This window comes from Labrys sp. KB_33_2, from assembly GCF_052114505.1.
Taxonomy (GTDB): domain Bacteria; phylum Pseudomonadota; class Alphaproteobacteria; order Rhizobiales; family Labraceae; genus Labrys.
The window spans coordinates 140,462-167,179 of sequence record NZ_JBFREW010000011.1 but is presented as its reverse complement, the minus strand read 5'-3'; the positions used below and the strand labels follow the sequence as shown (position 1 = coordinate 167,179).

General features: G+C 64.0%; 23 protein-coding genes. 15 read left to right on the top strand and 8 right to left on the bottom strand.

Features of this window, described 5'->3' with window-relative positions; all coding sequences use genetic code 11:
- The first annotated feature begins 71 nt into the window (after positions 1–71).
- On the top strand, positions 72–971 hold the full coding sequence (locus AB4037_RS20285; RefSeq protein ID WP_441772737.1) for a LysR family transcriptional regulator: 900 nt from the start codon (positions 72–74) through the stop codon (positions 969–971).
- An 8-nt stretch (positions 972–979) separates the two neighbouring features.
- Here AB4037_RS20285 and ubiA read toward each other — a convergent pair whose 3' ends face one another.
- Both ubiA and AB4037_RS20275 read right to left on the bottom strand, forming a co-directional pair.
- Complete coding sequence (ubiA, locus tag AB4037_RS20280; protein WP_441772849.1) at positions 980–1,939, bottom strand: 4-hydroxybenzoate octaprenyltransferase; 960 nt, start codon at positions 1,937–1,939, stop codon at positions 980–982.
- Between the two features lie 18 nt (positions 1,940–1,957).
- Complete coding sequence (locus AB4037_RS20275; protein WP_434955336.1) at positions 1,958–2,422, bottom strand: hypothetical protein; 465 nt, start codon at positions 2,420–2,422, stop codon at positions 1,958–1,960.
- A gap of 238 nt (positions 2,423–2,660) precedes the next feature.
- Between AB4037_RS20275 and AB4037_RS20270 the strand changes: the two genes are divergently transcribed.
- Together AB4037_RS20270 and AB4037_RS20265 are read left to right on the top strand one after the other, a co-directional pair.
- Complete coding sequence (locus AB4037_RS20270; RefSeq protein ID WP_434955335.1) at positions 2,661–3,398, top strand: 16S rRNA (uracil(1498)-N(3))-methyltransferase; 738 nt, start codon at positions 2,661–2,663, stop codon at positions 3,396–3,398.
- A gap of 218 nt (positions 3,399–3,616) precedes the next feature.
- Positions 3,617–4,987, top strand: a complete 1,371-nt coding sequence (locus AB4037_RS20265; RefSeq protein ID WP_441772736.1) for a glutamate--cysteine ligase — start codon at positions 3,617–3,619, stop codon at positions 4,985–4,987.
- An 88-nt stretch (positions 4,988–5,075) separates the two neighbouring features.
- On the opposite strand, the gene AB4037_RS20260 is transcribed toward AB4037_RS20265, so the two are convergent.
- A complete protein-coding gene (locus AB4037_RS20260) occupies positions 5,076–6,824 on the bottom strand; it encodes an aromatic amino acid ammonia-lyase (RefSeq protein ID WP_441772735.1) in 1,749 nt (582 codons plus the stop codon).
- A 351-nt stretch (positions 6,825–7,175) separates the two neighbouring features.
- Here AB4037_RS20260 and AB4037_RS20255 point away from each other — a divergent pair, with 351 nt between their 5' ends.
- From AB4037_RS20255 to AB4037_RS20220, 8 genes are all read left to right on the top strand, one after another.
- The gene (locus AB4037_RS20255; protein ID WP_434955332.1) at positions 7,176–8,099 is read left to right on the top strand and encodes a DMT family transporter; all 924 of its coding nucleotides are present in this window, start codon (positions 7,176–7,178) and stop codon (positions 8,097–8,099) included.
- Between the two features lie 204 nt (positions 8,100–8,303).
- Positions 8,304–9,521, top strand: a complete 1,218-nt coding sequence (locus AB4037_RS20250; protein WP_441772734.1) for an ROK family protein — start codon at positions 8,304–8,306, stop codon at positions 9,519–9,521.
- A gap of 263 nt (positions 9,522–9,784) precedes the next feature.
- Positions 9,785–11,617, top strand: coding sequence for a peroxidase family protein (locus tag AB4037_RS20245; protein WP_441772733.1), 1,833 nt, complete (start codon positions 9,785–9,787; stop codon positions 11,615–11,617).
- Position 11,618: 1 nt separating this feature from the next.
- Positions 11,619–12,503 (top strand): hypothetical protein, encoded by an 885-nt coding sequence (locus AB4037_RS20240; protein ID WP_441772732.1) that lies wholly within the window; start codon positions 11,619–11,621, stop codon positions 12,501–12,503.
- Positions 12,504–12,645: 142 nt separating this feature from the next.
- Positions 12,646–14,064, top strand: a complete 1,419-nt coding sequence (locus AB4037_RS20235) for an NADH:flavin oxidoreductase (protein WP_441772731.1) — start codon at positions 12,646–12,648, stop codon at positions 14,062–14,064.
- Between the two features lie 44 nt (positions 14,065–14,108).
- Positions 14,109–15,656 (top strand): cytochrome c, encoded by a 1,548-nt coding sequence (locus AB4037_RS20230; protein ID WP_441772730.1) that lies wholly within the window; start codon positions 14,109–14,111, stop codon positions 15,654–15,656.
- Positions 15,657–15,672: 16 nt separating this feature from the next.
- Positions 15,673–16,098 carry a hypothetical protein gene (locus tag AB4037_RS20225; protein ID WP_441772729.1) on the top strand — a complete coding sequence of 142 codons (426 nt, stop codon included), beginning with the start codon at positions 15,673–15,675 and terminating at the stop codon, positions 16,096–16,098.
- 226 nt (positions 16,099–16,324) lie between these two features.
- Positions 16,325–17,182 (top strand): slipin family protein, encoded by an 858-nt coding sequence (locus AB4037_RS20220; protein ID WP_434955325.1) that lies wholly within the window; start codon positions 16,325–16,327, stop codon positions 17,180–17,182.
- A gap of 11 nt (positions 17,183–17,193) precedes the next feature.
- Here the strand turns inward: AB4037_RS20220 and AB4037_RS20215 are convergent, their stop codons facing one another.
- Together AB4037_RS20215 and AB4037_RS20210 are read right to left on the bottom strand one after the other, a co-directional pair.
- Entirely contained in the window at positions 17,194–17,523 is a 330-nt protein-coding gene (locus tag AB4037_RS20215) for a cupin domain-containing protein (protein ID WP_441772728.1), read from the bottom strand.
- 4 nt (positions 17,524–17,527) lie between these two features.
- Entirely contained in the window at positions 17,528–18,406 is an 879-nt protein-coding gene (locus tag AB4037_RS20210; RefSeq protein ID WP_434955323.1) for a LysR substrate-binding domain-containing protein, read from the bottom strand.
- Between the two features lie 222 nt (positions 18,407–18,628).
- Here AB4037_RS20210 and AB4037_RS20205 point away from each other — a divergent pair, with 222 nt between their 5' ends.
- On the top strand, positions 18,629–18,937 hold the full coding sequence (locus AB4037_RS20205) for a DUF1127 domain-containing protein (protein ID WP_441772727.1): 309 nt from the start codon (positions 18,629–18,631) through the stop codon (positions 18,935–18,937).
- A gap of 112 nt (positions 18,938–19,049) precedes the next feature.
- Here the strand turns inward: AB4037_RS20205 and AB4037_RS20200 are convergent, their stop codons facing one another.
- The gene (locus AB4037_RS20200; protein WP_434955321.1) at positions 19,050–19,739 is read right to left on the bottom strand and encodes a DUF937 domain-containing protein; all 690 of its coding nucleotides are present in this window, start codon (positions 19,737–19,739) and stop codon (positions 19,050–19,052) included.
- A 31-nt stretch (positions 19,740–19,770) separates the two neighbouring features.
- Positions 19,771–21,174, bottom strand: a complete 1,404-nt coding sequence (locus AB4037_RS20195) for an MATE family efflux transporter (protein ID WP_434955320.1) — start codon at positions 21,172–21,174, stop codon at positions 19,771–19,773.
- 323 nt (positions 21,175–21,497) lie between these two features.
- Between AB4037_RS20195 and AB4037_RS20190 the strand changes: the two genes are divergently transcribed.
- On the top strand, positions 21,498–23,138 hold the full coding sequence (locus AB4037_RS20190; protein ID WP_441772726.1) for an acyl-CoA dehydrogenase family protein: 1,641 nt from the start codon (positions 21,498–21,500) through the stop codon (positions 23,136–23,138).
- Between the two features lie 99 nt (positions 23,139–23,237).
- Here AB4037_RS20190 and AB4037_RS20185 read toward each other — a convergent pair whose 3' ends face one another.
- Positions 23,238–23,756 carry an invasion associated locus B family protein gene (locus AB4037_RS20185; protein WP_434955318.1) on the bottom strand — a complete coding sequence of 173 codons (519 nt, stop codon included), beginning with the start codon at positions 23,754–23,756 and terminating at the stop codon, positions 23,238–23,240.
- 444 nt (positions 23,757–24,200) lie between these two features.
- Here AB4037_RS20185 and coxB point away from each other — a divergent pair, with 444 nt between their 5' ends.
- Together coxB and ctaD are read left to right on the top strand one after the other, a co-directional pair.
- Positions 24,201–25,043, top strand: a complete 843-nt coding sequence (gene coxB, locus AB4037_RS20180; RefSeq protein ID WP_441772848.1) for a cytochrome c oxidase subunit II — start codon at positions 24,201–24,203, stop codon at positions 25,041–25,043.
- Positions 25,044–25,076: 33 nt separating this feature from the next.
- Positions 25,077–26,708, top strand: coding sequence for a cytochrome c oxidase subunit I (gene ctaD, locus AB4037_RS20175; RefSeq protein WP_434955317.1), 1,632 nt, complete (start codon positions 25,077–25,079; stop codon positions 26,706–26,708).
- The last annotated feature ends 10 nt before the right edge of the window (positions 26,709–26,718 follow it).

The window sequence follows — 26,718 nt, the reverse complement described above, 5'->3', positions numbered from 1 at the left end:
GGTATGCACCTCCTCATTTCCGGGATAAATGCTGTGTCAGGAAGAGTAGAAGAAACCATTGGTTTTGAATAATGGATCGCCTCGCGAGCATGGCCGTCTTCGTCAGGGCCGTCGATCTCGGTTCCTTTGCGGCGGCGGCCGCGGCGCTCGACTTGTCCGGGCCGATGGTGGGCAAGCATGTCCGCTTCCTGGAAGAGCGCCTCGGCGTCCGCCTGCTCAACCGGACCACCCGCCGCCAGAGCCTGACGGAGTTCGGACGTGCCTATTATGAGCGTTGCCGCATCGTGCTCGCCGAAGCCGAGGCCGCGGACGCCCTTGCCGCCGACCAATTGTCCGAACCGCGAGGCACGCTGCGGGTCGCGATGCCTGCTCTGTTCGGCCGCCACTGCATCATGCCGGTCCTGCTGGAGTTGGCGCGGCGGCATCCCGCCCTCGCATTCGATCTTTCGCTCGGCGACCCCATCATCGATCTTGCCGAGAATGGCTGTGATCTGGCGATCCGCACCGGTACCCTGGACGACAGGGCCGGCATCATCGCGCGCCGCGTCGCGCGCCAGCGCATGATCCTATGCGCCGCCCCGTCCTATCTCGCCGATCACGGTACGCCCATGCAGGTCGAGGACCTCGCCGGTCATGCCTGCGTCATCTATCGCCGCTCGGGCCGGATCCGTCCCTGGCTTTTCCCGACAGCGCAGGGACAACCGCGGGAATTCATGCCGAACGGCCGGTTGCGGCTGGACGATCTCGCCGCCATAGCCGATGCGGCGGCGGCCGGCATGGGGCTGGCCTGGCTCCCTTCCTGGCTGGTCCGCGAACGTATTCAGGCCGGCGCCCTGGTCAAGCTCCTGCCGGACCGGCCCGATTTTCTCTATGACGCCTATGCGCTATGGCTGGAAACGCCGCATCTGCCGCTGAAGGTGCGCGTGACGGTCGATGCCCTGGCTGCAGCGCTGCCGGCGACGATGACCTGACAGCCGGCCTAGAGCCAGTTCCAGAGGCAATCCGCGATCAGACCGGCAAACAGGATGGCGCCAGCGTCGCGGTTGGAGCGGAACAGGATCAGGCTCAGCGCGCCGTCGCGATGATCGAAGCGCATGACCTGCCGGGCGAGATGCACGGCAAAGCCGGCAAGACCGAGATAGGACAGGAGGCCGGCGCCATTGGTGGCCAGCGCCAGCCCGATCAGCACCACTGCGCCGGCGTAGAACGCACCGACCGCGCCGCGCGCCTTGTCGCCGAACAGCAGCGCCGTCGAGCGCACGCCGACGATCGCATCATCCTCCTTGTCCTGGCAGGCATAGATGGTGTCATAGGCGATCACCCACAGCACCGATCCAGCGAACAGCAGCAGCGCCGGCAGGGCCAGCCCCGCCGCGACGCCGGCCCAGCCCATCAGCGCGCCCCAGGAAAAGGCAAGGCCAAGAACGGCCTGCGGCCAGGAGGTGATCCGCTTCATGAAAGGGTAGACGGCCACCACCGCCAGCGAGGAAATCCCCAGCAGGACGGCGAAAAGGTTGAACTGCAGCAAAATGACAAGACCGATCAGGCCCTGCGCCCCCAGCCAGGCCGCGGCGGCAAGGACGGTGACCTGCCCCGACGGGATTGGCCGCGAGCGCGTGCGCTCGACCTTGCCGTCGATGTCCCGGTCCGCGAGATCGTTGAGCGTGCAGCCGGCGCCGCGCATAACGAAGGCGCCGATCAGGAACAGCGCCAGATGCCAGAGTGTCTGGCCGGCCGTGCCATGATGAAGGGCAACGAGGGCCGCCGACCACCAGCAGGGCCACATCAAGAGCCAGCCGCCGATCGGGCGATCGGCGCGCGACAGGCGCAGAAAAGGTCGCCAAGCAGCCGGCGCGTGGCGATCGACCCAGTTGCCGGTGGGTGCGTCGGCCACCTTGTTCGCCAGCCCGGTCAGACCAGCCTCGGCGGGACGCGGCACCATGCCGGCACTCTCCCTTTACTGCAGGCGCAGATTGACGGGTGGCTTGGGCGCTGCAGGCCCACCCCCGCCGCGACCAGGCTGCGGCGCGGCCTGCTGGCGCGGCGGATGGGCGCAGATCTTCGCCTTGGTTTTCTGAGTCTGGGCCAGGTCTGCCGAGATTTGCCTGACATTCTCGTCCGTGATCGAGCAGAACTCCTTGTTGGACTGCATGTAGTCCAGCATCTTCTTGTCGTTCTCGATGTAGGAGGAGAGACTGCCGCAGAACTCGTTGAATGTCTTCTTGGCCTGTTCGAAGGTCTTGGGCCGCCCGCGCTTGTTGATCGCCTGCAAAGCCAGTGCGATCTTCCCACGGCGATCGATCATCGGCTGCAGGTCCTTGTTGCAGAACTGGTTGCCGATCGGAGCCGACTCCTGCGCTGCGACCGGTGCTGCGGCCAGCAAGGTGCCGGCGACGAGGGAAATCGAAACGAGACGCAACATGAGGACATCCGCAAGATTGGTGGTGACACTCTCGATACAGAGGAACTATTGATCTCGCAAGTTCGGGGCAGCTTGATGGCGTGTCCACCCCCTGTTTTTCTGCAAGCAGGTTCTTACCGACCCAGCACGTGGCTCGGTCGGTAAGAACCTGCAAGATCTCAAACATTTGCAGAGTATCTCGATATTGCCCCCTGGTGGGCGACCTCGAAATACTCTGCTTAGAACAAAGACCCGGTACATGGCCGCCTATGATTTTCTTTCCGTCCGGCTTTTCGTCGATGCGCCGCTCGGCGAAGGACAGCCGGTCGCGCTCGACAAGACGCAACAAAACTATTTGGGCAATGTCCTGCGCCTGAAGTCGGGTGCGCGCATCCTGGTCTTCAACGGCACGGACGGCGAATTTGCCGCCGCGGTCGCGCATGAAGGCAAGCGCATCGGCCTGGAGGTGGAGGAGCAGACCCGGCCCCAGACCCCGATACCGACACTGCGCTGGCTGTTCGCCCCTCTCAAGCACGCCCGGCTCGACTACATGGTGCAGAAGGCGGTGGAGATGGGCGTCGGCACCATCCAGCCCGTGATCACCCGCCGCACCCAGGTTTCCCGGGTCAATCTCGAGCGCATGCGGGCGAATGCCATCGAGGCGGCCGAACAATGCGGCGTGATTTCCGTGCCTGAGATCAAGCCGGAACAGAACCTGATGCGTCTTGCCGAAGACTGGAACCCCGACATGCATCTGATCTTCTGCGACGAGAGCGCTGCGATCGCCAGCCCGCTCGAGGCGCTCGCTGCCGTTCCCAGGGGGCCGCTCGCCGTGCTGATCGGCCCGGAAGGCGGTTTCGACGATGTCGAGCGCAGCGCCATCGGCCGCATTCCAAGCCATACCCGCCTCTCACTCGGTCCCCGCATCCTGCGGGCCGACACCGCGGCGGTGGCAGCCCTCGCCTTGGTGCAGGCTGTCCGCGGAGATTGGCGCTGAGGCGGGATCTCCTATGGAGCGCGGACTTCCAGTCCGCTCTTGGACTCACAACTCTCAAGAGACAGGAAAGTGCGGACATCGCGACATGCGAGCATATCGCTGCCATGTCCGCGCTCCAGTACCCCTTCTCACTTTTGACGCGATCTTGTATCGGCGCCTGATTGTTTTCCCGGATGGCACTGTCTATGGTCCGGGCCGTTTTGTAAGGTTCTCCCCGCATGGCCCGCGACGTAATCGATTCAACCCCCATTGGCTCGCGCGACGAACTCGTCGCCTGGATCGAAAAGGGCGTCAAACCGCCGTCCCAATTCCGGATCGGCACGGAGCACGAGAAGTTCCCCTTCCGGGCCGGCACGCACCAGCCCGTTCCCTATGAAGGTCCCAACGGCATCCGCGCCTTGCTCGAGGGCATGCAGGCGATGCTCGGCTGGGAGCCGATCATGGAAGGCGAGCATATCATCGGCATGCTCGACATTACCGGCGGCGGCGCCATTTCGCTCGAACCCGGCGGCCAGTTCGAACTCTCCGGCGCGCCCCTGCCCTCGATCCATCAGACCTGTTCGGAAATCCACGCCCATCTCGCCCAGGTACGCGAGATCGGCGGCCCGCTCGGCATCCGCTTCCTGGGCCTTGGCATGTCGCCGGTATGGACGCGGGAGCAAACGCCGCGCATGCCCAAGCGCCGCTACGAGATCATGACGAACTACATGCCCAAGGTCGGCGTGATGGGCCTCGACATGATGTACCGGACCTCGACGGTGCAGGTGAACCTCGACTTCTCCTCCGAAGCCGACATGGTGAAGAAGCTGCGCGTCTCGCTCGCCTTGCAGCCGATCGCCACTGCCATCTTCGCCAATTCGCCCTTTCTGCACGGCAAACCCAACGGCTTCCTGTCGCTACGCTCGGAAGTCTGGCGCCACACCGATCTCGACCGCACGGGCATGCTGCCCTTCGCCTTCGAGGATGGCATGGGCTTCGAGCGTTATGTCGACTATGCCCTCGACGTGCCGCTCTATTTCGTCAAGCGCGGCGACGTCTATCACGATGTGGCCGGCTCTTCCTTCCGCGATCTCCTGGCCGGCACCCTGCCGCAATTGCCGGGCGAGCGCGCCACCATGTCGGACTGGGCCAACCATCTCGGCACGCTATTTCCGGAAGTGCGGCTGAAGCGCTATCTGGAAATGCGCGGCGCCGATGCTGGGCCGACCGGCAAGCTCGCGGCCTTGTCGGCCTTCTGGGTCGGCCTGCTCTATTCCAACGACACGTTGGACGCGGCCTGGGACCTGGTGAAGGACTGGAACGAGGCCGAGCGCCAGGCCCTGCGCGATTCCGTCAGCCGACAAGCCCTGAAGACTCCCTTCCGCCGTGAGAGCGTCCGCGACATCGCCCTCAGGACCCTCGCCATCGCGCGCCAGGGACTCAAGGCGCGCAACATCGAGGATTGGGAAGGCCGCAACGAGGAGCATTTCCTCGACGGCCTGGACGATGTCGTCGAAAGCGGCGTCACCGCCGCCGATGAGATGCTGGCCCGTTTCCATGGCGAATGGGGCGGCAAGATCGATCCGGTCTTCGACGAAAAGGCCTATTGAACCAGCCGGTCAAAGTCCGTTCGATCAAAACGCTCTGGCGCTGCGAAATAACGGGTGCTGCTTGGCCCAGCACCCATTCGTCAGGCAGCTATTGCAGCCCGGCATTCGGCAAGGTCCGGGCCGCCGGAGATGTTGGGCCGCCGCCATAGAATTTCGATGCCGGATTGGCCTGCAGGAAATCATACACCACCATCCCGATCGGCCGTTTCGGGCGTTCCGCCCCTGGCTGTTGCCACGGCACGACCTGCCGCAAGGCCGCGAGAGCTTCGGAAGGTGCCTTGCCGAAATTGCGGGATGGATTCTGGATCTTTCGGATTTCCATCCAATAGCTCGCCGTGAGTAGGTCATGCGCGAGCAATTCGAAGGACAGGTCGACGGCCTTGCGGGCGCGCTCGGTCTTGATCCTGGTCTGCGCCTGGAGGTCTTCGACCGTCGAGACGATGGCCTGCCCGGCCGGCGTGACGGGCGTACCCATCTCCGAAAGTTCCTGCCACAGGTCGGTCGGCAGATATCCGCCGAACGTTGGCGTGTTCCTGCGTGTTTCGGCGTTCAGGATATCGGCCGGCTTGACCACCGTGAAGAACGGGTTCTTGAACCGTTCGATCCGTTGGGAGACCGCAGCGCCCATATTCGTCAGGGCAATGGTGAACGCTTCGACCTGATTGGCAAGGGGATAGGGGTCCCAGTTCGCGTTGGAGAAGATGTAACCCTGCTTGCCGCCACTGAGAGGCCCACCCTTGACATGGTATTTCATGAATTGGGGTGTGCTCAGTTCCCAGGAACTTTCGGGCGTGAGCCCCGGCATGGTGGCCGGATTGTGGTCCGATGAATTGATGGAAAGGCTGACGGAATCCCTGAGTTCCGCCCAGGCATGCCAGGCCGATCCCTGTCGCTGGCTCGAGGCCCGCATGCTCTCCGGATCCTGAATGATGCGCGCGGGATCGTCATCGAACAGATAGCTGCCCCTGATCATGTCCATGATGCGGGCGGCGTCCCAGGTCAGCCAGTCATAGGGACGCATCGCTTGGACCGGAGCCGAAATCGGCGTCACGCTGGAATTCATGCCCAGCAGGTCCATTGCGTAAGTGAGATCTGCCCATTCCAAGAGCCTCCGGGAGTCTTCGAGCAGCAGAACCGCTTGCGCCTGCGCATAGGCATTGGTGCTGATCAACGCCGCCTCGTCCGCGGCAAAAGGTTCGAGGGGCTTGATGCCGGCCTGGGCGAGAGCCTGGGAGGCGGGCATTCTGACGCCGCGATAATAGGCGTCCCCTTCCCCGACCATCGCGGCCCCGATATTGCCCATCGTGTTCAGATCCCCCTCGCCGAGCGTGCCGCGCGACTGCACGACGGGAGTGACCCGCTTGTTCAGCATGTCGACGAGAATTTGCGTCAGAGGCGGACTGGCCGCCTCGTATGACATCGTATTGGCGCGAATGGCCATGATGGCCCGCACGAGAGCCTCTTCCCGGATCTCCGGCCCATAGCCATCCCTGACACCGTCCTTGAAGCGCGCGAGCTGCTGATCCTTCAAGAGCTTGGTGTTTTCCGGGGTCGTCGGATCGCCCGAGAATATCACCGTCTCACGCTGATCTCCCGCACCACGATTGAACCAATAGATCGTGACGTTCTCGGCAGCGCCCTGCAGCAAAAGGCCATAGGCATCGGCCGAGCGTCGACGCGCTTCGGGGCTGAGCTCGACCTTGGCGCCATTGCGGGCGATCTCGACAACCTGCCGGTAGGTAAGATCGCGTCCCGTCAGCGTGACCGTCTTTTCGACCTCTGCCTCGGTGATCGGCAGATATCTGTTGGTGTCTTCAAACGCTATCGCGTGCGGCACTGAGGAAAATAGGAAAGCAACGACCGCGGCAGTCAAAAATAGACGAATTGGATACCTGGTACGCCTCAACATACGCATTTCTCCTATCGGTTAGCGGAAAGCTCCCAATACAACGCTTCACTAATTAGAAAAAAATATTCATATAAGTAAAAATCCCTGCAGCTCCTTGTCAATCGGGCCAGTGAAAATTCGGATCGCCCAACCGCCACTGCCGGTATCGAAGCCTGTTTGGCAGGCCCGTCATTCCGGCCCGGTTGAAGCGTCCGCGTCCCGCAACCATCAATCGGCGCGATGACTTCCATTCGCGAGCTTGATTGGACCGATCCGGCAAATCCCCCGATAATCGAGGCCATGAGCAGTACGACTTTGAATGCAGGGCCGGGCGGGGCAGCACCGCTCGGAGCCATCGATCTCGGCCTCTATGCCGGGGTGGTCTTCGTGTGGGGAACCTCGTGGATCGCACTGCACATGCAACTCGGCGTGGTCGCGCCGGAAGTCTCGCTGCTGTGGCGCTTCCTGCTCGCCGCGGTGATGATGCTGGGCTGGGTCATGCTTTCGGGTGGCCCACTATCCTTCGCCTGGAAGGACCATCTCGGCTTCGCCGGGCTCGGCCTGCTGCTCTTCTCCAGCAATTTCCTGTGCTTCTACTATGGCGGCCTGTCGACACCATCCGGCCTGCTCGCCGTGGTCTTTTCGCTGACCTCGGTGTTCAATATCGTGCTGAGCGCCCTCATATTCGGCCAGAAGCCCAGCCCGCGCTCGGTCATCGCCGCCTTGATGGGTTTTGCCGGCGTCGGCTTGATGTTCGCGCCGCAACTCGCCGGCGACCATCTTTCGAGCGCGGCCCTCACCGGCCTCGTCCTGTGCGTGGTCGGCACCCTCAGCTTCTGCTTCGGCAACATGCTGACCCTCAGCCTGAAGAAACGCGCCATTTCCCTGACCTCGGCGACCGCCTGGGGCATGGTCTACGGCTCGCTTTTCTTGTTTGTCTTCAGCATCGCACGCGGTCAGGCTTTCATCATCGAGCCTAATCTGCATTATCTCGGCGCCCTGCTCTGGTCGGCCCTGCTCTCCTCGGTCGCCGCCTTTGCCGCCTATCTCACTTTGCTATCGCGCATCGGAGCCAGCCGGGCCGGCTATTCCACCGTGCTGTTCCCGGTGGTCGCGCTGGCCATTTCGACGATCTTCGAAGGCTATGTCTGGACCACGCTCGCCATATCAGGCCTCGCGGTCGTGCTCGCCGGCAATCTGCTGATGCTGACCGGGCGGCGCTGATCATGCCCCTGGAAGCGCGGACGTCCCTACGACACTTGAGAGAGTGTCGGACGATCCGCAGCTTGGAACCACGACGCTTGCAGCAAGAAAAAGCGGACGGGGACGTCCGAGCTCGCGAAAATGGACCCTTCTCTCCTGGCTTATGACTGATTCTGGTCATAAGGTTGCCGGCCGGCAAAACAGGTATGGCAGCGAGGAGCCGCGGTGAAGGATAGCGTCAGGTCGGGACAGGAAGCAGGCTCGGCGGCGGGAGCCGGCGCGATCCTCTGGCTGATCGCCTCCGGAAAGGCGCGATCGCGTTCTGCCCTGATCGAAGCCTCCGGCCTGTCGCGCTCCACCGTGACCGAACGCCTCGCCGCCCTGTTCGCCGCCGGGCTGATCGAGGAAGCACCCGATGCGATGCCGAGCGGCGGCCGGCCCGCGCGCCTCATCCGACTGAACACCGCCTTCGGCGTGACGCTTTGCGCCGATATCGGCGAGAGCCATGTGCGCCTGGCCGTCACCGATCTCGAACCACGGATCCTGGCGGAAGCGGTGGGAAACATCGATATTCGCCGCGGCCCAGTGCCGGTTCTTGGCTGGATCGTCGAGCAGTTCCGAGCGCTGCTTGCTGAGATCGGGCGCGACAGCGGGGACGTACTCGGCATCGGTCTCGGCCTGCCGGCGCCGGTCGACCACGAAGGCGGCCGCGTCGTTGGCCCTTCCGTCATGACGGGTTGGGACGATTTCGAGATCCGCACCTGGATGCGCCGCCAATTCGACGCCCCGGTCGCGATCGAGAACGACGTCAATCTGATGACCTTGGCGGAATATCGTCGTTTCTGGCCCGGTGTCGGCCAATTCCTCTACATCAAGGCGGGAACCGGCATCGGCAGCGGCATCATCACCGATGGCCGTCTCTATCGCGGCGCCCAGGGCGCGGCCGGCGACATCGGCCATATTCAGCTCACCCACGCCCCCGCCCCGCTCTGCCGCTGCGGCAAACTCGGCTGCGTCGAGGCACGGGCCGCCGGCTGGGCCATCGCCCGCGATCTGCGGAGCCACGGTATCGAGGCCTCGGCCGCCCGCGACATCATCACGCTGACCCAGGCGGGCGAGCCGGAAGCCGTGCGGCTGGTGCGCGAAGCCGGACGCGTGCTCGGCGAGGTGACCTCCGACGTGGTCAGCGTGCTCAATCCCAGCGTGATCGTGATCGGCGGCACGCTCGCACTGGCCGGCGAGGACCTGATGTCGGGCATTCGCGAGCTGGTCTATCAGCGCTCGCTGCCGCTGGCCACGCGCAACCTCACCATCGCGCCGGCCCAGTCCGATCTGCCCACCGGATTGCTGCTCGGGGCCGCCTTGCTCGTCATCGAAATGCAGACGCGCCTCGAAACGATCGAGCGCACCATCCTTCGGCATCAGCGCCCGCGCGCAGCCTGAAACTGCGCGACGACTTTTGAACAGACAAGAAGGGTCACCCCTCCCTTTGCGTCAATGTAAATTCATCAGAAATCAGACAAACAAAATCCGCGCCCTGAAGATTTTCATCTTCGAGGTATAATCTTCCACCATGCTCTCGATGCTGAAGAATTCATTGCGTTAAATACCGTGACAATACCGTGATTCCGGATTGATCATCCGGGATTTGCAAGTCGACAAACCTGCGCTTCCTACCCATCATTGCTGCCACTAAGGGGGATGCAATGACTGGAATTGTCGATCGCTTGCTGATCCTGCTGGCACGGGGAACGAGCCGCTTTCGCATCTGGTACCGCTGGCCCTTCCCTGTGAGCGTTGCCATCATGCTCGGCAGCCGGGGAATCTTGAGACAGAACAACCTCTTCGATACCGAGACGGCACCCGCGCGGCCCGACCCGGCGGATGGCTTCGACATTCTCCAGTTCCGCACGGCCGACGGCAGCTACAACGATCTCGCCCAGCCCTGGATGGGGCGGGCCAAGACACGCTTCGGCCGAAACGTCGCATTGAACAAGACCTATGGCGAGGTGGCGCCAACCTTGTACGAGCCCAATCCGCGGCTGGTTAGTTCCAGACTGCTGGCGCGCCAGGCCTTCGTTCCCGTACCGCATCTGAACGTATTGGCGGCGGCCTGGATCCAGTTCATGGTGCATGACTGGCTGAGCCACGGCACTAATCTGAAGGAAAATCCCCATCGCTTCGACGTCCCGGAGGGGGATGACTGGCCGGCCAGGACGATGGAGGTGCTGCGGACCCCGACGGATCTGACGGAGGCGGACCAGCCTGGACGGCCGGCCGCCTACACCAACACCGAGAGCCATTGGTGGGACGCCTCGCAGATCTATGGCTCCAGCCTCGCGCTGCAGACCCGCATCCGCAGCGATCCCGCGACCGGCGCGATCCGTGCCGACGGCAAGATCCATCTCGACGAACACGGCCATCTGCCGGTCGACACCGAAGCCAAACAAGCGGGATCGGAACTGTCCGGCGTCAACGGCAATTGGTGGGTCGGCCTCTCCGTGCTGCATACGCTGTTCGCCCGCGAGCACAACGCCATCGTCGACCGCCTGCGCATCGACCATCCCGACAAATCCGGCGAATGGCTGTTCCAGAAGGCCCGTCTGGTCAACGCCGCCTTGCTTGCCAAGATCCACACGGCCGAGTGGACCCCGGCCCTGATGAACTCCCCGTCCGGCCGTTTTGCCATGCGCGGCAATTATTTCGGCCTGCTCGGCGAGACCTACAAGAACAGCTTCGGCCGTATCAGCGACGGGGAGATCCTGTCGGGCATCCCAGGTTCCCCCAAGAACCATCACGGCGCGCCCTATGCCATGACGGAGGAGTTCGCCGCCTGCTACCGCCTGCATTCGCTGATGCCGGACAGCTTTTCCTTCCGCCGTCACGAGGATGACGACGCCCTGTTCGAGCGCAACCTCACCGACGTCTTCGCGGGCAAGACCCGCACCGTCTACCAAGAAGCCGGCTTTCTCAACGTCGTCTATTCGCTCGGCACTTCCCACCCCGGCGCCCTGGTGCTGCATAATTTCCCCAACACGCTGAGAAGGCTCGACAAGAGGGTGGAGGAGAACATCTTCGTCGACCTCGCCGCCATCGACATTCTGCGTGACCGCGAGCGCGGCGTGCCGCGCTATTGCGAGTTCCGGCGCCAGATCGGCGCGCCGGTACCGCGCAATTTCGAGGAACTGACCAATGACACGACCTGGCGCACTGAGCTTGCCGAAGTCTACCGCACGGTCGAACAGGTCGACCTCCTGGTCGGCACCCTGGTCGAGAGTAATGCCCATAATGGTTCGCCGCCCGGCTTCGGCTTTTCGGACACGGCCTTCCGCATCTTCATCCTGATGGCCTCGCGCCGCCTCAAGAGCGACCGCTTCTTCACCGAGGATTTTTGTCCCGAGATCTATACGCCGGCCGGCTTCCGCTGGGTCCAGGAGAACTCGCTCCTCACCGTGCTGCAGCGCCATGCCCCGGAACTCGCGCCGGCCTTCACCGCGACGCGCAACGTCTTCTTCCCCTGGACCAAGGCGAGCAGGTGAGATGACCCGCCGCATCCATATCCCCTTGCTGATTGATCTTCTCGAGGTCGACGATGCCGCCACCATCGGTGCGATCGACCGGGATCCCCGTCTCGACCGTGCCTATGACAAGGCCGGCCCCTTGTTCAACCGGATGCTGGCCGGGCGGCTGACCCGGGTGTTCAGCATCGACGGGACCCTTCTGCCCACCATGCGCGGCCGCGACGACGCCGGACGGCGCGCCGCCCAGGCTGCCCTGGCCGACAGGCTGCGGCATGTCCTCCTGCCCGATCTCGCCGGTAACCATGCCCTGATCGCCTATGTGCGCGGCGACGTAACGCGCGACAGAGCGGGACCGGCCCTGCAGGCCCTGATCGCGCAGCAATTCGTTCCTGGCTTCACCCTGGACGATGCGGCGGCACAACGCCTCTGGGAAGCCGCGATCCGCTTCGATGCCACCGCGCGAACAGTCAATCCGCTGCGTTGGCTGCAGCAGGCCGTGTTCGGCACCCTGCATGCCGACAGGAACATCCTGGCTGCCGCGGTCGGACGCAATCCGGAGGCCATCCACGCCATCGGCATCGCCGTGCACAACATCATGGCGAGCCTCGACCGCCTGCGCGCCCTCCATGACGATAGCGCCAGCCGCCATGCTCTCGACGGCAAGGCGGCGGCGATGGCTTGCCTGGCGGCGCCTGATTCCGTGCTGCGCCAGGCCAAGGGCGTCGCCGACGTCCCGGGTGGCTCCCTGACGCATGGGACCCTGGTGCGCTTCAAACTCGCTCATGCGGCCGCGCGCACGCTCGACCCCGCCACCGCCTTTCAGTCGGCCTCCTGGAGCGCCTGCCCCGCCTCCGGCTTCGTGTTCAGGCTGCTCGAGCTGATCTGGACGCGAGCGCGCCGCTAAGCAGAGCTTCTGGGCGAGACCCACGGATGGGTCTCGCCCAGAAGCTCTGCAAATGTTTGATATCTTGCAGATTCCTCCTGATCGGGCCTGTGGCGCGATCAGGAGGAATCTGCCTGGAGCCCTTGCGCAGGAAAACATCGCCATGACCCAGGATCCGATCTTCACGCCGCTTCATTTCCGCAGCCTCACGGTGAAGAACCGCATCTTCCGCTCCAGCATTTCCGGGCGCTGGGACAATGAGGACGGCTCGCCCACCCAGACGCGTCTCAACTGGGAGAGCAAATTCGCCAGGGGCGGCATCGGCGCCATCATCACCTCCTTCGTGCCGGTGGCGATCGAGGGACGGATCGCAGCCAACTACGCCACCAATCATCGCGATGCCTTTATCCCGCTCTGGGCCCGCATCGCCGAAGCAGTCCACGTCCATGACTGCCGCTTCATCATGCAGCTCAGCCATTCGGGCCGGCAGATGGACGTACCCGGTGTCACCAACCAGCATCGCCCGGTGGCAAGCCCCACCAATGCGCGCGAGACGCTGCACGGCTTCCCGACCCAGGCGATGACCGCAGGCGAGATCGCCATCCTGGTCGAGAAGTTCGGGAGAGCCGCCTGGCGGGCTCGGGAGGCAGGCTGCGACGGCGTCGAGTTGCATGCGGCCAACGGCTACCTCTTCACCCAGTTCCTCTCCTCCGGCATCAACGACCGCGCCGACCACTATGGCGGTTCGCTGCCCAACCGGGCGCGGTTCCTCCTGGAGGTCATCCGCTCGATCCGCAGCCATGTCGGCCGGGATTTCCATCTGCAGGTCAAGCTCTCCGCGGTCGATCGCAACAACGTCATTCCCTGGGAAAGGAAGGGCAACACCATCGACGAGACCATCGAGGTGGCGCGCTACTGCCAGACGGCGGGGGTCGATGCCATCCACGTCTCCACCGGCTCGCTGTTTCCCCACCCGCTCAACCCGCCGGGCGACCTTTCGCTGGAGACCCTGGCCGTCGTCTATGACGCCATGATCGCCTCCGGCCTGTACGGCCTGCGCAATTTCCTGCTGTTCCGCTACCCGGCTTTGCGCCCGATCTTCCGCTGGCTGTGGTTCCGCATGAAGAAGGGCCATGGCATCGAAGGCATCAGCCTGGAGGAGGCGCGCCAATTCAAGCAGGCCCTTGCCATCCCGGTGCTGGTCACCGGTGGCTTCCAGACGGCCTCGGTGGTCAGGCAGGCCCTGACCTCGGGCCAGTGCGACGGCGTGGCGATCGCCCGTTCCCTGATCGCCAACAACGATCTGCCGCAGCAATGGCAGGCGGGGCACGACCGCCCCGCCAATCCCTGCACCTATTGCAACAAATGCCTGGTCAATGCGGCCAAGAACCCGCTGGGTTGCTACGAGGAACAGCGCTTTCCCGACCGCGACGCCATGCTGGCCGCCCTCTACTCGATCTACGCGACGAAGCCCAATCTGGTCATTCCCGGCATGGAGCCGCCCAGTTCGAGCCTTGCTCCCGCACCGGCCAACGCCGCCCGAACCACGAGAAAGCGCAACACCCCTCACCCCGTTTCATGAGCCGATCGGAGGCTGCTGCCCGAACACGGCCAAGGAAAAGCGCGATGCCGCAACCCTATTTCGTCACCGAAGTCGAGCGCCAATTGGCGCAGCGCCGCCGGAAATGGCAGCCGGTGCGGCTCGTGCTCATCGCTGCCCTGGTGACAGTGTTCTATCTCGCTTTGACGGCCGCCATTCTCCTCACCCGCAACGACACGCCTGTTTATGGCGAGGCGATCGAGCATTTCAAATATGGCTCGATCGGCTCGGAGACGGAAAGCGGCATCCCCTACCGGGTCTGGCAAGCCCTGCCTAGGATGTTCCCGGATGCCTTCGAAAAGCGCGACGACTACAGCGCCTTCGGCTTCCTCTATGAAAAGGACGCCCTGGGGCGCCAGCGAGACCTGCCCATCGGAGTCTCGCGGAGGACGGTGCGCGGCGTCGACATGGTCTGGCTCAACTGCGCCGTCTGCCACACCGGCACCTATCGCCTGAGCGCTGATGCCCCCCGCATCATCGTGCCGGCGATGCCGTCCAACAATCTGCAGTTCGAGCGGTTCGTAAGCTTCGTCCTCTTGACCGCAGCCGACGAGCGCATGGCTCCGGACACGCTGATTCCCGCGGCCGAAGCTGCCGGCCATCGCTTCGGCGCGGTCGAGAAGGTCGCCTGGCGCTATCTCGTGCTGCCCAGCCTGCGCGAGGGCCTGATCGCTCGGCATGCAAGGCTCGAATCGCTGCTGGCCCACCAGCCCGACTGGGGCCCCGGCCGGGTCGATACCTTCAATCCCTACAAGGTGGTGCAAATGAAGGTCCCCGTCGCGACACTGACGCCGGCCGAGGTGATCGGCGCCGCCGACTTCCCGGCGGTCTTTGAACAAGGGCCGCGTGAGGGCATGCATCTGCATTGGGACGGCAACAACACCTCGCTGGCCGAACGCAACCTTTCGGCCGCGCTCGGCGCCGGCGTCACCCCCGAGACGGTCGACCATGCCGCCATCAAGCGCGTTGCCGACTGGCTGCTCACGCTCAAGCCGCCGCCCTCCCCCAACCAGCCTGAGGCCGGAGCCGTTGCGCGGGGCCGCGCCACCTACAAGGCTGCCTGCAGTTCCTGCCACGGCGAGCAGGATCCGGCAGGCTACCAGTTCCGGGGCGACGCGATCGGCAAGGTCGATCCGATCGCCAGCCTCGGCACCGACAGGGCCCGCCTCGACAGCTACACGCCGGCCTTCCGGCAAAGGCAGCTCACCGAACTGTTCGCCGGCACGCCCTATGCCTTCAGATCCTTCGAAAAGACAGACGGCTATGCCAATCTGCCGCTCGACGGCCTGTGGCTGCGCGGGCCCTACCTGCACAACGGTGCCATACCCACGCTGAAGGACCTGCTGGCGCCGCCCGCCCAGCGTCCGGCTGCTTATCTACGCGGCAGTGACGTGGTCGATCCCGTCAATGGCGGCTTTCTCTCGCCGCCCTGCGATCCCAAGGCCCCGCCGCCGGCATCCGGCTTCTGCTTCGATACCGCCAAGCCTGGCAACGGCAAGGATGGCCATCTCTACGGCACGGATCTGCCCGCATCCGCCAAATCGGACCTGCTTGCCTATCTGCTCACCTTCTGACCGGGAGAAACCCGCCATGACCGATCAGACTCTCACCCTCGGATGGACCATGGCGCAGGCCGCCAGGGCCCTGCGCAGCTACCGGCTCGTCCTCGGCTTCAACATGGCCGTGCATGTGCTGATCGGGCTCGCCTGCATTCTCTGCCCCGGCTGGGTTTCGCAGATGGCGGGCCTGCCGGAAGCCATGCCGGTGGGCTGGGAACGCGGCTGGGGTGCAACGCTCCTGCTCGTCACCGCCTTGTATGTCCCCGGCTGGTACAGGCCGCTGATTGCCCGGATGCCCAATCTGATCGGCATCGCGGGCCGCCTGTGGATGGCGCTGATCTGGCTCCTCTGCGGCGGCGGCTTCCTGTGGTTCGCACTGTTCGACGGTTTTTTCGCCGTGGTGCTCGCCTTGCTATACCGGCGCCTGCTGACCAGCCAGCTGATGACGCGTCCCTGATGCCGGATCCGGACTCCACGAGCGGTGCCGGCGCTCCCCTTTAAGTTCGAGGCCGCCAGGGCCATATCACAGGCGGGAATGCGGCCCCGGCCCGCCATGCTCGGGATTGCTCCGCCATGGCGTTTTGATGATTCAGGGGCATCGCGGATCGCAAAACGCGGCGGAACCAAGAGCCAGAGCAAGGAAGCGCTTACGCCTCGACCTGCTCGGCTCCGGGAGTATCGCCATGAACCCCATCACCCTGTTCGCCACGAGTGTCCTCGCCCTGGCTGGCGCCGGCTCGGCCTATATCGGACAATACTGGCTCGCCGGCCTCCTGTTCCTGCTCGCCCTCATCGTCGCCGCCTCCCTTAAAATGGCCAACACCTGGCAGAAATTCGTGGTGCTGCGCGCCGGCAATCTGCAAGGCGTCTACGGCCCCGGCCTGTTCCTGATCATTCCGGTCATCGACAATGTCGTCGCCGTGATCGACGAGCGCATCCAGACCACCGCCTTCAATGCCGAGCAGGCCCTGACGCGCGACACCGTGCCCGTCAATGTCGACGCTATCATCTTCTGGCATGTGCATGATGCCCAGAAGGCAGCGCTGGCGATCACCCATTACCGCGAGGCGATCGATCGCGTGGCGCAGACCTCGTTGCGCGAAATGATCGGCGCCGCGATGCTGTCCTCCCTGCTGTCCGATCGCAAGGCGGCCGATGAGCGCCTGCGCGCCGTCATCGGCGGCAAGACCGCCGAATGGGGCGTCACCGTGATGTCAGTGGAGATCCGCGACGTCGCAATCCCAGTGGCCCTGCAGGATGCGATGTCGCGCCAGGCCCAGGCCGAGCGGGAAAGAGAGGCCCGCGTCATTCTCGGCTCGGCGGAAGCCGAAGTCGCCAGCAAGTTCGTGGAAGCGGCCGAAACCTATGCCAACCATCCGGCTGCCCTGCAGCTCAGGGCCATGAACATCATTTACGAGACGACCAAGGAACGGGGCGCGACCATCCTGATCCCGACGTCCATGGTGGACAGCCTCAATCCCGCCTCGGCCCTGGTCCTGGCGAACCAGGGTTCGCCGAGCCCGCTGAAGAGCGTGGCTTGAGCGGTATCGGGTCAGGCGGCGGACTCGCCGCCTTTCGGCCCCCAGAAAATCACCCAGGTCTCAAAGTCTTCGCTGAAACTCTCGAAGCGATGCTCGAGGCCGGCCTCGACGAAGATCACATCGCCCGGCGCGAAGGCTCGCAACTCGCCGGCCTTGGAGAAGGTGCCATTGCCGGCAATCACGATATAGAGCTCGTCCTGTCCGTGCGGCGTCTGCAGATCACGGCCGACGGGCTTGTAGAGCTCCACCGTCATCGAGCCGTGCGCCATGCCCGTGAAGAACGGCTTGCCATCGCCGCCCAGATTGTCGCGGAAATAGGAAAGGGGCTTGAGCCAGTCCATCGCCCTATTCCGCCGCTTCGTTCTGCGCCAGATTGTCGAGGCTCTGGATGATCAGGTTTGCGAGCGCATCGGCCAGCGAGGTCTGCTCGCGCCAATTGCGCACCAGGCCGATCTTGCAGGACGGCAGCGGGGGGAAGCCGTCGGTGGGGCCGAGGACGCGCATGCCGGGCTTCAGCGCGCTTTCGGGCAGCACGGAGACCGCAAGGCCGGCAAGGACCATGGCGCCGACCGCGGTGGAATTCCAGCTCGAATAGAGCACGCGATAGCTGCGATTGATCGTTTCAAGCTTTTCCTGCGCCGCCTGCCGCCAGCCGCAGCTCGCTCGCCCGAGCGCAAGCGGCAGCGGCGTCTCGGTATGGACCTGATGGCGGCTCGAGGTCACCCAGAGCAGGCGTTCGTGCCGCACGAATTCGGCCGCCCCCTTGTGCTCGACATGGGTGATGATGGCAAGGTCGAGATCATTGGCGTTGATGCGATCAATCAGCATCGGTGTCGGCTCACAGACGATCGTCACCTCGACCCGGGGATTGGCCTGCGAGAACCGCGCCATGATCTCCGGCAGATAGCGATCGGCGTAATCGTCGGGAATGCCGATGCGGACGCGCCCGGTCAGTTCGTTCTGAGAGAAGGCGCAGACCGCATCCATGTTGAGCTTGACGATGCGCCGGGCATAGTCGAGCAGCTTGTCGCCGTCTTCCGTCAGCTTGGAGGCTCGCCCGTCACGCTCGAAGATCGGCTTGCCGATGCGTTCCTCCAGCCTCTTCATCTGCATGGAGACGGCCGATTGCGTCTTGAAGACGATGTCGGCGGCTCGGGTGAAGCTGCCCGTTTCGGCAATGGCGATGAAGGTCCTGAGCTGATCGATATCCAACAGCACGGCCATGGCACCCTCCCCTCGAACAAAGCGCGTTCCGCCCTACATCGCCTGAGGTGCGTGCCTCGCTGAGCCATCAAGGGTACGATAACAATCGCTTATGCTGAACATTAGAAACATTCGTTGGATTGATCAATGCCAATGTTTCATAGTGTTACCGTTCAGTATTGGTGATGAGTTGAGCGGTCCATCCGGGAGCGCAGCATCACCGGCCGCCCGATGGAGAATCCGATGAACAGCGTTGTCGTCAACAGCCAGTCTTCCTCTCTCGTCTCGACCCTCGTCGAGATGGTGCGCGCTGTGTTCGGCAAGGTAACCCGTCTCGCCGTCGCGCTTCACAATCGCCGAGAAATCAATCAGTTGGCCACTGCGGATGCGGCGATGTTGCGCGATCTCGGCCTGACGCCGACCGATGTCGAAGGTGCCCTGTCGCAGCCGCTCTGGCGCGACCCGTCGGCTCAGCTCGTCGCTGCGCAAATGGATTGGCGCAGCTCAGTCAAAGCCGCCAAGCATGACAATTTCGTCGGTCTGCACGTCTGATGCATGACCGGCACGACTTCTGGCCGCTTCCCCTGCGGCAGAACGCCCCGGAAGCGTGACTTCCGCACCTCAGCCCGCTTCGCCTGAAGCGGGCTTTTTCATGTCACATCCGCTACTTCTTGCCGAACCAGGTTTCGAGCAGCGACTGCATCGCCTCGGCCTGCGCCTTCTGGATCTGGCTGCCCGCTTCGAGCATCTGATCCATCACCGCCGTCGCATCGTTCTTGGGAGCAGGTGCCGACATCGGCGCCAGGAACGGCGCCCACAAGGCCGACAGGGCGCTGTTATCGAACCAGGGCGCCGGTTTGGCCTGAGGGGGCTGGAAGGCCCGCATCATCGCATCGAACATCTCGCCCAGCGGATGGCTGGGTGCCGGCGGCACGGCCGCCCGCGCCAGGCCGCTGACCAGGATGGAGGCCAGGGACGGCAGCATGGCTGAGATCACTGGGGCGGCGACACCGCTCTGCAATGCGGCAAGCTGGGATAGCGCCTTGGTCATCTCGGACGTGCCGAACAGAGCGGCCATCACGCGCTGGCCCTGCTGAGTCGCCTGTTGGGTGAAGGCCAGCGCGGCGTCCTGGAAGCTGTCGACCTGCGGCACCCCCGACAGGCCGAAGAAATCCGGCGGTTCGGACGCCGTCTTCGCCTTCTCCACCTCTCGCTTCAGACCGAGTGAAAAAGCCGGCATCAGCGCCTCGGCGGCCGCCAGGGCCTGCTTCTGGCTGAGCTCGAAATGGCGGGCCAGATTGTCGATCGCCTGCCCGTTCTGTGCGGTGTTCAATAGATCGAAGAGTGTGTTCATGCCGCTTCCCATTCCACCGCCGTTGCGGCTCTCAGACCTGTTCGGGAATCTTGAGCCACCGCAGCGAGCGATAGGCCCACCATACACCAAACACGCCGAAGATCACCGCGCCAAGCCCCTGCCCGGCCAACGCCCCTTCCGCTCCCCAATATTTTGCGCCGAGCATGGCAAAGGGAATGGTTCCCAGCGTGGCCTTGCCCCAGTTGGACAAGGTCGCGGCAAGAGGAAAGCCGAGATTGTTGAAGGAAGCGTTGGCAACGAAGAGCAGCCCGTGAAAAACCCACGATCCCGCCGCGAACAGGCAGAAGAAGGTGATGAGCTGGGCGGCCTGCGGATCGACGATGTTGAACAGGCGGATCACCAATTGGTGGGCGGCCGCCAGCACCGCCCATACCAGCAGGGCATAGAGGGTGGTGAAGGTGAAGGCATCGGTCAGGGCACGGCGCACCCGGTCGAGCCGCCCGGCACCGTAATTCTGCCCGAGAATCGGCCCGACGACGCCGGAGAGCGAGAAGATGCCGCCGAAGCAGAAAGCGATCAGGCGCCCCATCACGGCATTGCCTGCCACGGCGCCGTCACCGAAGGGAGCCAGCACGGCCGTCATGTAGCCATTCGCCACGGGGGTGGCGAGATTGGCGAGCATGGCCGGGCCGGCGATCGCCATGATCGGCTTGGTATCGGCGAGCGCCCCGCGCAATGACAACCGGCCGACCAGATCGTGGATGCGGGAGGCGCCATACCAGCCGACCCAGACGGTAACCAGCCGCGAGATCACGATCACGATCGCCGCCCCTTCGACACCGAGGCCGAACCAGAGGATGAAGATCGGATCGAGGATCGCCGCAGCGATAGCTCCCGACAGGGTGACATACATCGCCCGCTTGGCGTCGCCGACCGAACGCAGCACGCCGGAGAGCGCCATGCCGCTGCCCATGAGCACGCCGCTCGGCACGCTGATCTGGAGGAAGATGGTGGCAAGCTCCAGGGTGCGGCCAGTTGCCCCCAATTGTGCGAGCAACCAGGGAATCAGCGGAAAGGCGATCGCAGCCACGCCGGCATTGATCAGGATCATCCAGACCAGGATGGAAGCACCGTAACGCCGCGCCAGTTCGCGATTATGGGCTCCCAATGCGCGCGAGCACAGAGCGCCCGCCGAGATCATCACGCCGATGCAGATCGAGGTCGCCAGAAACAGCACCGCCGCGCCATAGCCGACCGCCGCCGTCGCCGCAGTATCGCCGAGATGGGCGATGTACCAAAGGTTGATGAGGTCGACGGCGAACACCGACATCAGCCCGATCGAGCCCGTCGTGGTCATCACCACGACATGACGCATGATCGAGCCGGTCACGAACTTTGCCGTCGGTGACAGGGAGGCCGGCTGCGCCGGCGCCTCGGCGGGCGAGGCGTCGTCGTCGGCTTGAGGATGGCGCATTTTCAGTCCAGTTCGAACGGACAGGCTGCCCGAAGCGGCTCGCAGCGGCGGGTCGGCCCTGCCCTTTGCCCGTGGCCGGGCGGTCAGGGCTTCGATATAGGCCGATATCCCACGGTGGGAAACCCCAATCCTTTCGCCCCTTCTCGCGCCCCTCGCCACAAGCGGCCCGGCGCGGTAGCCTATTGTCAAGCGGAACGCGGACGGTTGGACATCCGTTTCGATCGGCCACATTCTGTAGGGACTTCAAATCTTTGCGGGCCTCGCCAGGCTCACGCCTTTTAGGGGCGAAGCTGACGAATCCTGCCTGGCTGGGAAGCCACGCCATGATTGCGCAAGAACCGATCGCCGACCTGCCGACCCATCAGGTGACCAACCAGGTCCCGCCTCTGCTCGACTACAATCTGTTCGAGAGCGATCCCGGCCTGCAGGCCGCTTTGGAGCGCGAAGGCGCTGGCTGGGCCCGGGACGCCGCAAGCGCCTTCGGGGCGTCGATCGGAAGCGCCGATGCCATCGCCCTCGGCGAGGCGGCCGGCCGGCATACACCCGAGCTGCATCGTTTCGACCGCTTCGGCCAGCGTATCGATCATGTCGAGTTTCATCCTGCCTATCATGCGCTGATGGCCTGTGGGCTGGAGGCCGGCATCCACTCTTTGCCTGCCTCCGGGCAGGCTGGAGGCTTCGTCGCCCATGCCGCATTCGAATATATGCTGACGCAGATCGAACCCGGCGTGTGCTGTCCGATCACCATGACCGGCGCCAGCCTGGCCGTGCTACGCCAGGCTCCCGATCTTTATGCCGAATGGGGACCTCGCATCCTGGCGAACGCCTATGATTCCCTGTCCCGGCCGGCGGGTGACAAGGCGGCCGCGACCATCGGCATGGCGATGACGGAAAAGCAGGGCGGCTCCGACGTCAGGGCCAATACCACGCTCGCCAGACCTGTCGACCAGGATCTCTACGAACTCACCGGGCACAAATGGTTCTGTTCGGCTCCGATGTCGGATGGTTTCCTCACTTTGGCCCAGGCTCCCGGTGGGTTGAGCTGCTTCTTCACGCCGCGCTGGCGGCCGGATGGCCGGCGCAACGCCATCTTCATCCAGCGTCTCAAGGACAAGCTCGGCAACCGCTCCAACGCCTCGGCCGAGATCGAATATGCCGGGGCCCTGGCCTGGCGTATCGGCGAGGAGGGCCGCGGCGTCGCCACCATCATGGCCATGGTCAACCAGACCCGGCTCGATGCCGCCCTGGTCTGCGCCGGCATGATGCGCCAATGCGCGGTCCAGGCGGTGCATCATGCCGCCCATCGCCGAGCCTTCGGCAAGCTCCTGATCGACCAGCCCTTGATGCAGCCGGTTCTCGCCGACCTCACGATCGAGGCGGAAGCCGCCACCATGCTGGTGATGCGCGTCGCCCGCGCCTTCGACGGGGATAGCCCGGAAGAGAGCGCATTCGCGCGCATCGGCGCCGCCATTGCCAAGTTCTGGGTGACCAAGCGCCTGCCCAATCTGAGCTACGAGGCGCTGGAATGTCTCGGGGGCAACGGTTTTGTCGAGGAAGGTCCGCTCGCCCGCTTCTATCGCGAGGCCCCGGTCAATGCGATCTGGGAGGGCTCCGGCAACGTCAACGCGCTCGACGTACTGCGCGCACTCGGCCGTGAGCCCGCGACCGTCGAGGCCCTGCGCGTTGAACTGGAAGCCGCGCGCGGGTTGGATCGGCGCTACGATGCTTTCATCACAGCCATCGAGGCAGGAATGCGGGCAGATTGGATGCAGGAAGTGCTGGCCCGTCGCCTGGTCGAAGACCTGGCCCTGGCGCTGGAGGCTTCATTGCTGCTCCGCCACGGCCCCCCAGCGATGGCTGAGGCTTTCGTGGCGGGCCGTCTCAATGGTGGCATGCGCGGCTGCTACGGAGCCCTGCCCACCGGCTTGAGCCTGCAGCCGATTCTGGATCGTGCGAGAATCTGAGTCATGCCGGGCCCGCCGGCATTCTCGAAATTTGGTAAACGCCCCGAAAACCGCACGGCCCGGCGGTCCGCCGGGACAATGACCGGGTGCCTTCCGACTTCACTTCAGCTTGTCGAAACCTTCGCCGAAGCCCTTCAGGGTCAGGGGAATGCCGATTCCCTCTTCCGGGGTCTGGAAGATGATGAAGGTGGCTTCCTTGCCGGTGCGCAGCATGCCGATCTGGGAATCGTCGAGCACCACGTCGGCCAGGCAGCCCGTCGGCAGGCAGCGCACGAAGGCGGCGCGGCCGACATCCTTGCCGTCGATCTTAAGGCCAAGGCCGGAAGGCAGCAGCACACCGAGCGGCGCGATCACCCGCAACAGCCGGCTCTTCTGGTCAGCCGTGCGCAGCACCAGCACCGACAAGGCCACGTTCGGACGATCGGACGCCGTGACCGCCTGCACCAGGGCGCATTGCTCCTGCTGGGCGCCGGGCGGGGTATCGCAGCGCACCTGCCAATTGTCGTGCGTGGAGCGCAGCACGCCGAGCTGATCGGTCTGCTGCGCCACGGCGGGACCGCCGAGCACGACAGCTGCGAGCAGGCCCGCCAGGGAGAGGCCAGCGGTGCGGCGCGCCATAGCCGCAAGGCCTCGAGCCGCAAGACCTCGGGCCGCAAGAGCATGGTCCAGCATATGTGCCAACAAGTTACATCCTCGCCGAATCAGGGCCCGCAGGCCCGGTTTGGATTTCAGCCGCGACGGGTAGCAGACGGGTCCTGCCTGTCAAGCGTAGCGCCGCGACGGCGTCCGACCCAGGTTGACCGCACATCATGGCGCTTTCGCGCCCAATTGCCGCACAAACCGGGGCTGTCGAACCATTGCGATGCGCTGTGGATTATGGTTTTTGAGTGACCGTGTGCTTTACATGAGTTCCAATCCGTGAAATCTGCGCGCCAGATAGTTTTGCGCGATTGGCGCTCCCGACCGGTAACGAGCCAGGTGGCGTACTACGTGCCGTATCGGCTGCGTCGTATCGGCGGGGAATTGGAGAGAAGGCGGATGGCTTTCCAGGCTAGGAAGAAAATGGGCGGGGTGGCACTGTCATCGCTGCTGTGGGGCCTCATGATCGGCACGGCCTTCGCCGAAGAGCCAGCCAAGGGCGGCCTCGGCGAGCCGCAGCCCTGGCAGATGGGCCTGCAGGAACCCGCCACGCCGGTCATGGAATATATCAACTGGTTCCATACCTATGTGATGTGGTTCATCGTTCCCATCACCCTCTTCGTGATGGTCTTGCTGCTCTATGTGATCGTCCGCTTCAACAAGAAGGCCAATCCGGTCCCCTCCAAGGTCACGCACAACACCATCCTCGAAGTGGCGTGGACGGTACTGCCGATTCTGGTGCTGGTGTGTATCGCCCTGCCTTCGTTCAAGCTCCTCTATATGGAGGAAGTGATTCCGAAGGCCGATCTCACCATCAAGGCGACCGGCAGTCAGTGGTACTGGGACTACGAATATCCCGACAATGGCGACATTTCCTTCTCGTCCACCATGGTGCGCGACTTGCCGATGACCGACCCGCTGCGCCTGCTCAAGGTCGACAACGAGGTCGTCGTGCCCGTCAACAAGACGGTGGTGGTCCAGGTCACTTCCAACGACGTCATCCACTCCTTCTCGGTGAACTCCTTCGGCATCAAGGTCGACGCCATTCCCGGCCGACTGAACCAGACCTGGTTCAAGGCAACGCGCGAAGGCATGTATTATGGCCAGTGCTCGCGCCTGTGCGGCCGCGACCATGCCTTCATGCCGATCGCCTTCCGCGTGGTGAGCGACGAGGAATTCCAGAAGTGGGTGGCCAGCAAGAAGACTGCAATGAACGGCGCCGCCCCGGACAAGGTCGCAGCCGCGACCTCCGTCGTAGTACAGTAACGGCCTGACGGCTCGACTAAAGGATTGAATGTGATGGCCACTGCTCAGAACGCATCGGCGCATGATGATCATGCCCATGACGCGCATGATCATCCGACCGGCTGGCGCCGCTATGTCTATTCGACCAACCACAAGGACATCGGGACGCTCTACCTGATCTTCGCGCTGGTCGCGGGCGTCATTGGCGGCCTCCTGTCGGTGGCGATGCGCGCGGAACTGATGTATCCGGGCCAGCAATTCTTCACCAACCCCTACACGTTCAATGCGTTCGTGACCGCGCATGGCCTGATCATGATCTTCTTCATGGTCATGCCCGCGATGATCGGCGGTTTCGGCAACTGGTTCGTGCCGCTGATGATCGGCGCGCCGGACATGGCCTTCCCGCGCATGAACAACATTTCGTTCTGGCTGCTGATCCCGGCCTTCGGCCTGCTGCTCATCTCGATGTTCGTGCCCGGCGGCCCCGGTGCCGACGACCTCGGCGTGGGCACGGGCTGGACGGCCTACCCGCCGATGTCCTCGCTCAAGGGCACGCCCGGACCGGCGATGGACTTCGCCATCCTGTCGCTGCATCTGGCCGGCGCTTCCTCGATCCTGGGCGCCATCAACTTCATCACCACCATCTTCAACATGCGCGCACCGGGCATGACGCTGCACAAGATGCCGCTGTTCGCCTGGGGCGTGCTGATCACCGCCTTCCTGCTGCTGCTGTCGCTGCCGGTCCTCGCCGGCGCCATCACCATGCTGCTGACGGACCGTAATTTCGGCACCGCCTTCTTCGATCCGGCCAATGGCGGCGACCCGATCCTGTGGATGCATCTGTTCTGGTTCTTCGGTCATCCCGAAGTCTACATCATGATCCTTCCCGGCTTCGGCATCGTCAGCCACATCATCTCGACCTTCTCGCGCAAGCCGATCTTCGGCTATCTCGGCATGGCCTACGCCATGGTCGCCATCGGCGTCGTCGGCTTCGTGGTGTGGGCTCACCACATGTATACCGTCGGCCTCGACGTCGACACGCAGGCCTATTTCGTGTTCGCCACCATGGTGATCGCGGTGCCGACCGGCGTGAAGATCTTCTCTTGGATCGCCACGATGTGGGGCGGCTCGATCGACTTCAAGACCCCGATGGTGTGGGCGACGGGCTTCATCTTCCTGTTCACCGTCGGCGGCGTCACCGGCGTGATGCTGGCCAATGCCGGCGTCGACCGCTCGCTGCACAACACCTATTACGTGGTGGCGCATTTCCACTATGTGCTGTCGCTGGGCGCCGTCTTCTCCATCTTCGCCGGCTGGTATTACTGGTTCCCGAAGATGTTCGGCTATATCATCCCCGACTGGATGGGCCAGGTGCATTTCTGGATCGCCTTCGTCGGCGCCAACACGCTGTTCATGCCGCAGCACTTCCTCGGCCTGGCCGGCATGCCCCGCCACCTCGTCGACTACAACCCGGCCTTTGCCGGCTGGAACTGGGTCTCCTCTCTCGGCGCTTTCATTTTCTTCATCGGCGTGATCTGGTTCCTGGCCATCAATTTCTACGCAGTCTTCGTGCGTAAGGAGCAGGCCGCCGGCAATCCGTGGGGCGAAGGCGCCACCACCCTGGAATGGACGCTGTCCTCACCGCCTCCGTTCCACCAGTTCGAGACGCTGCCCCGCATCCGCTGAGCCCCTCGAA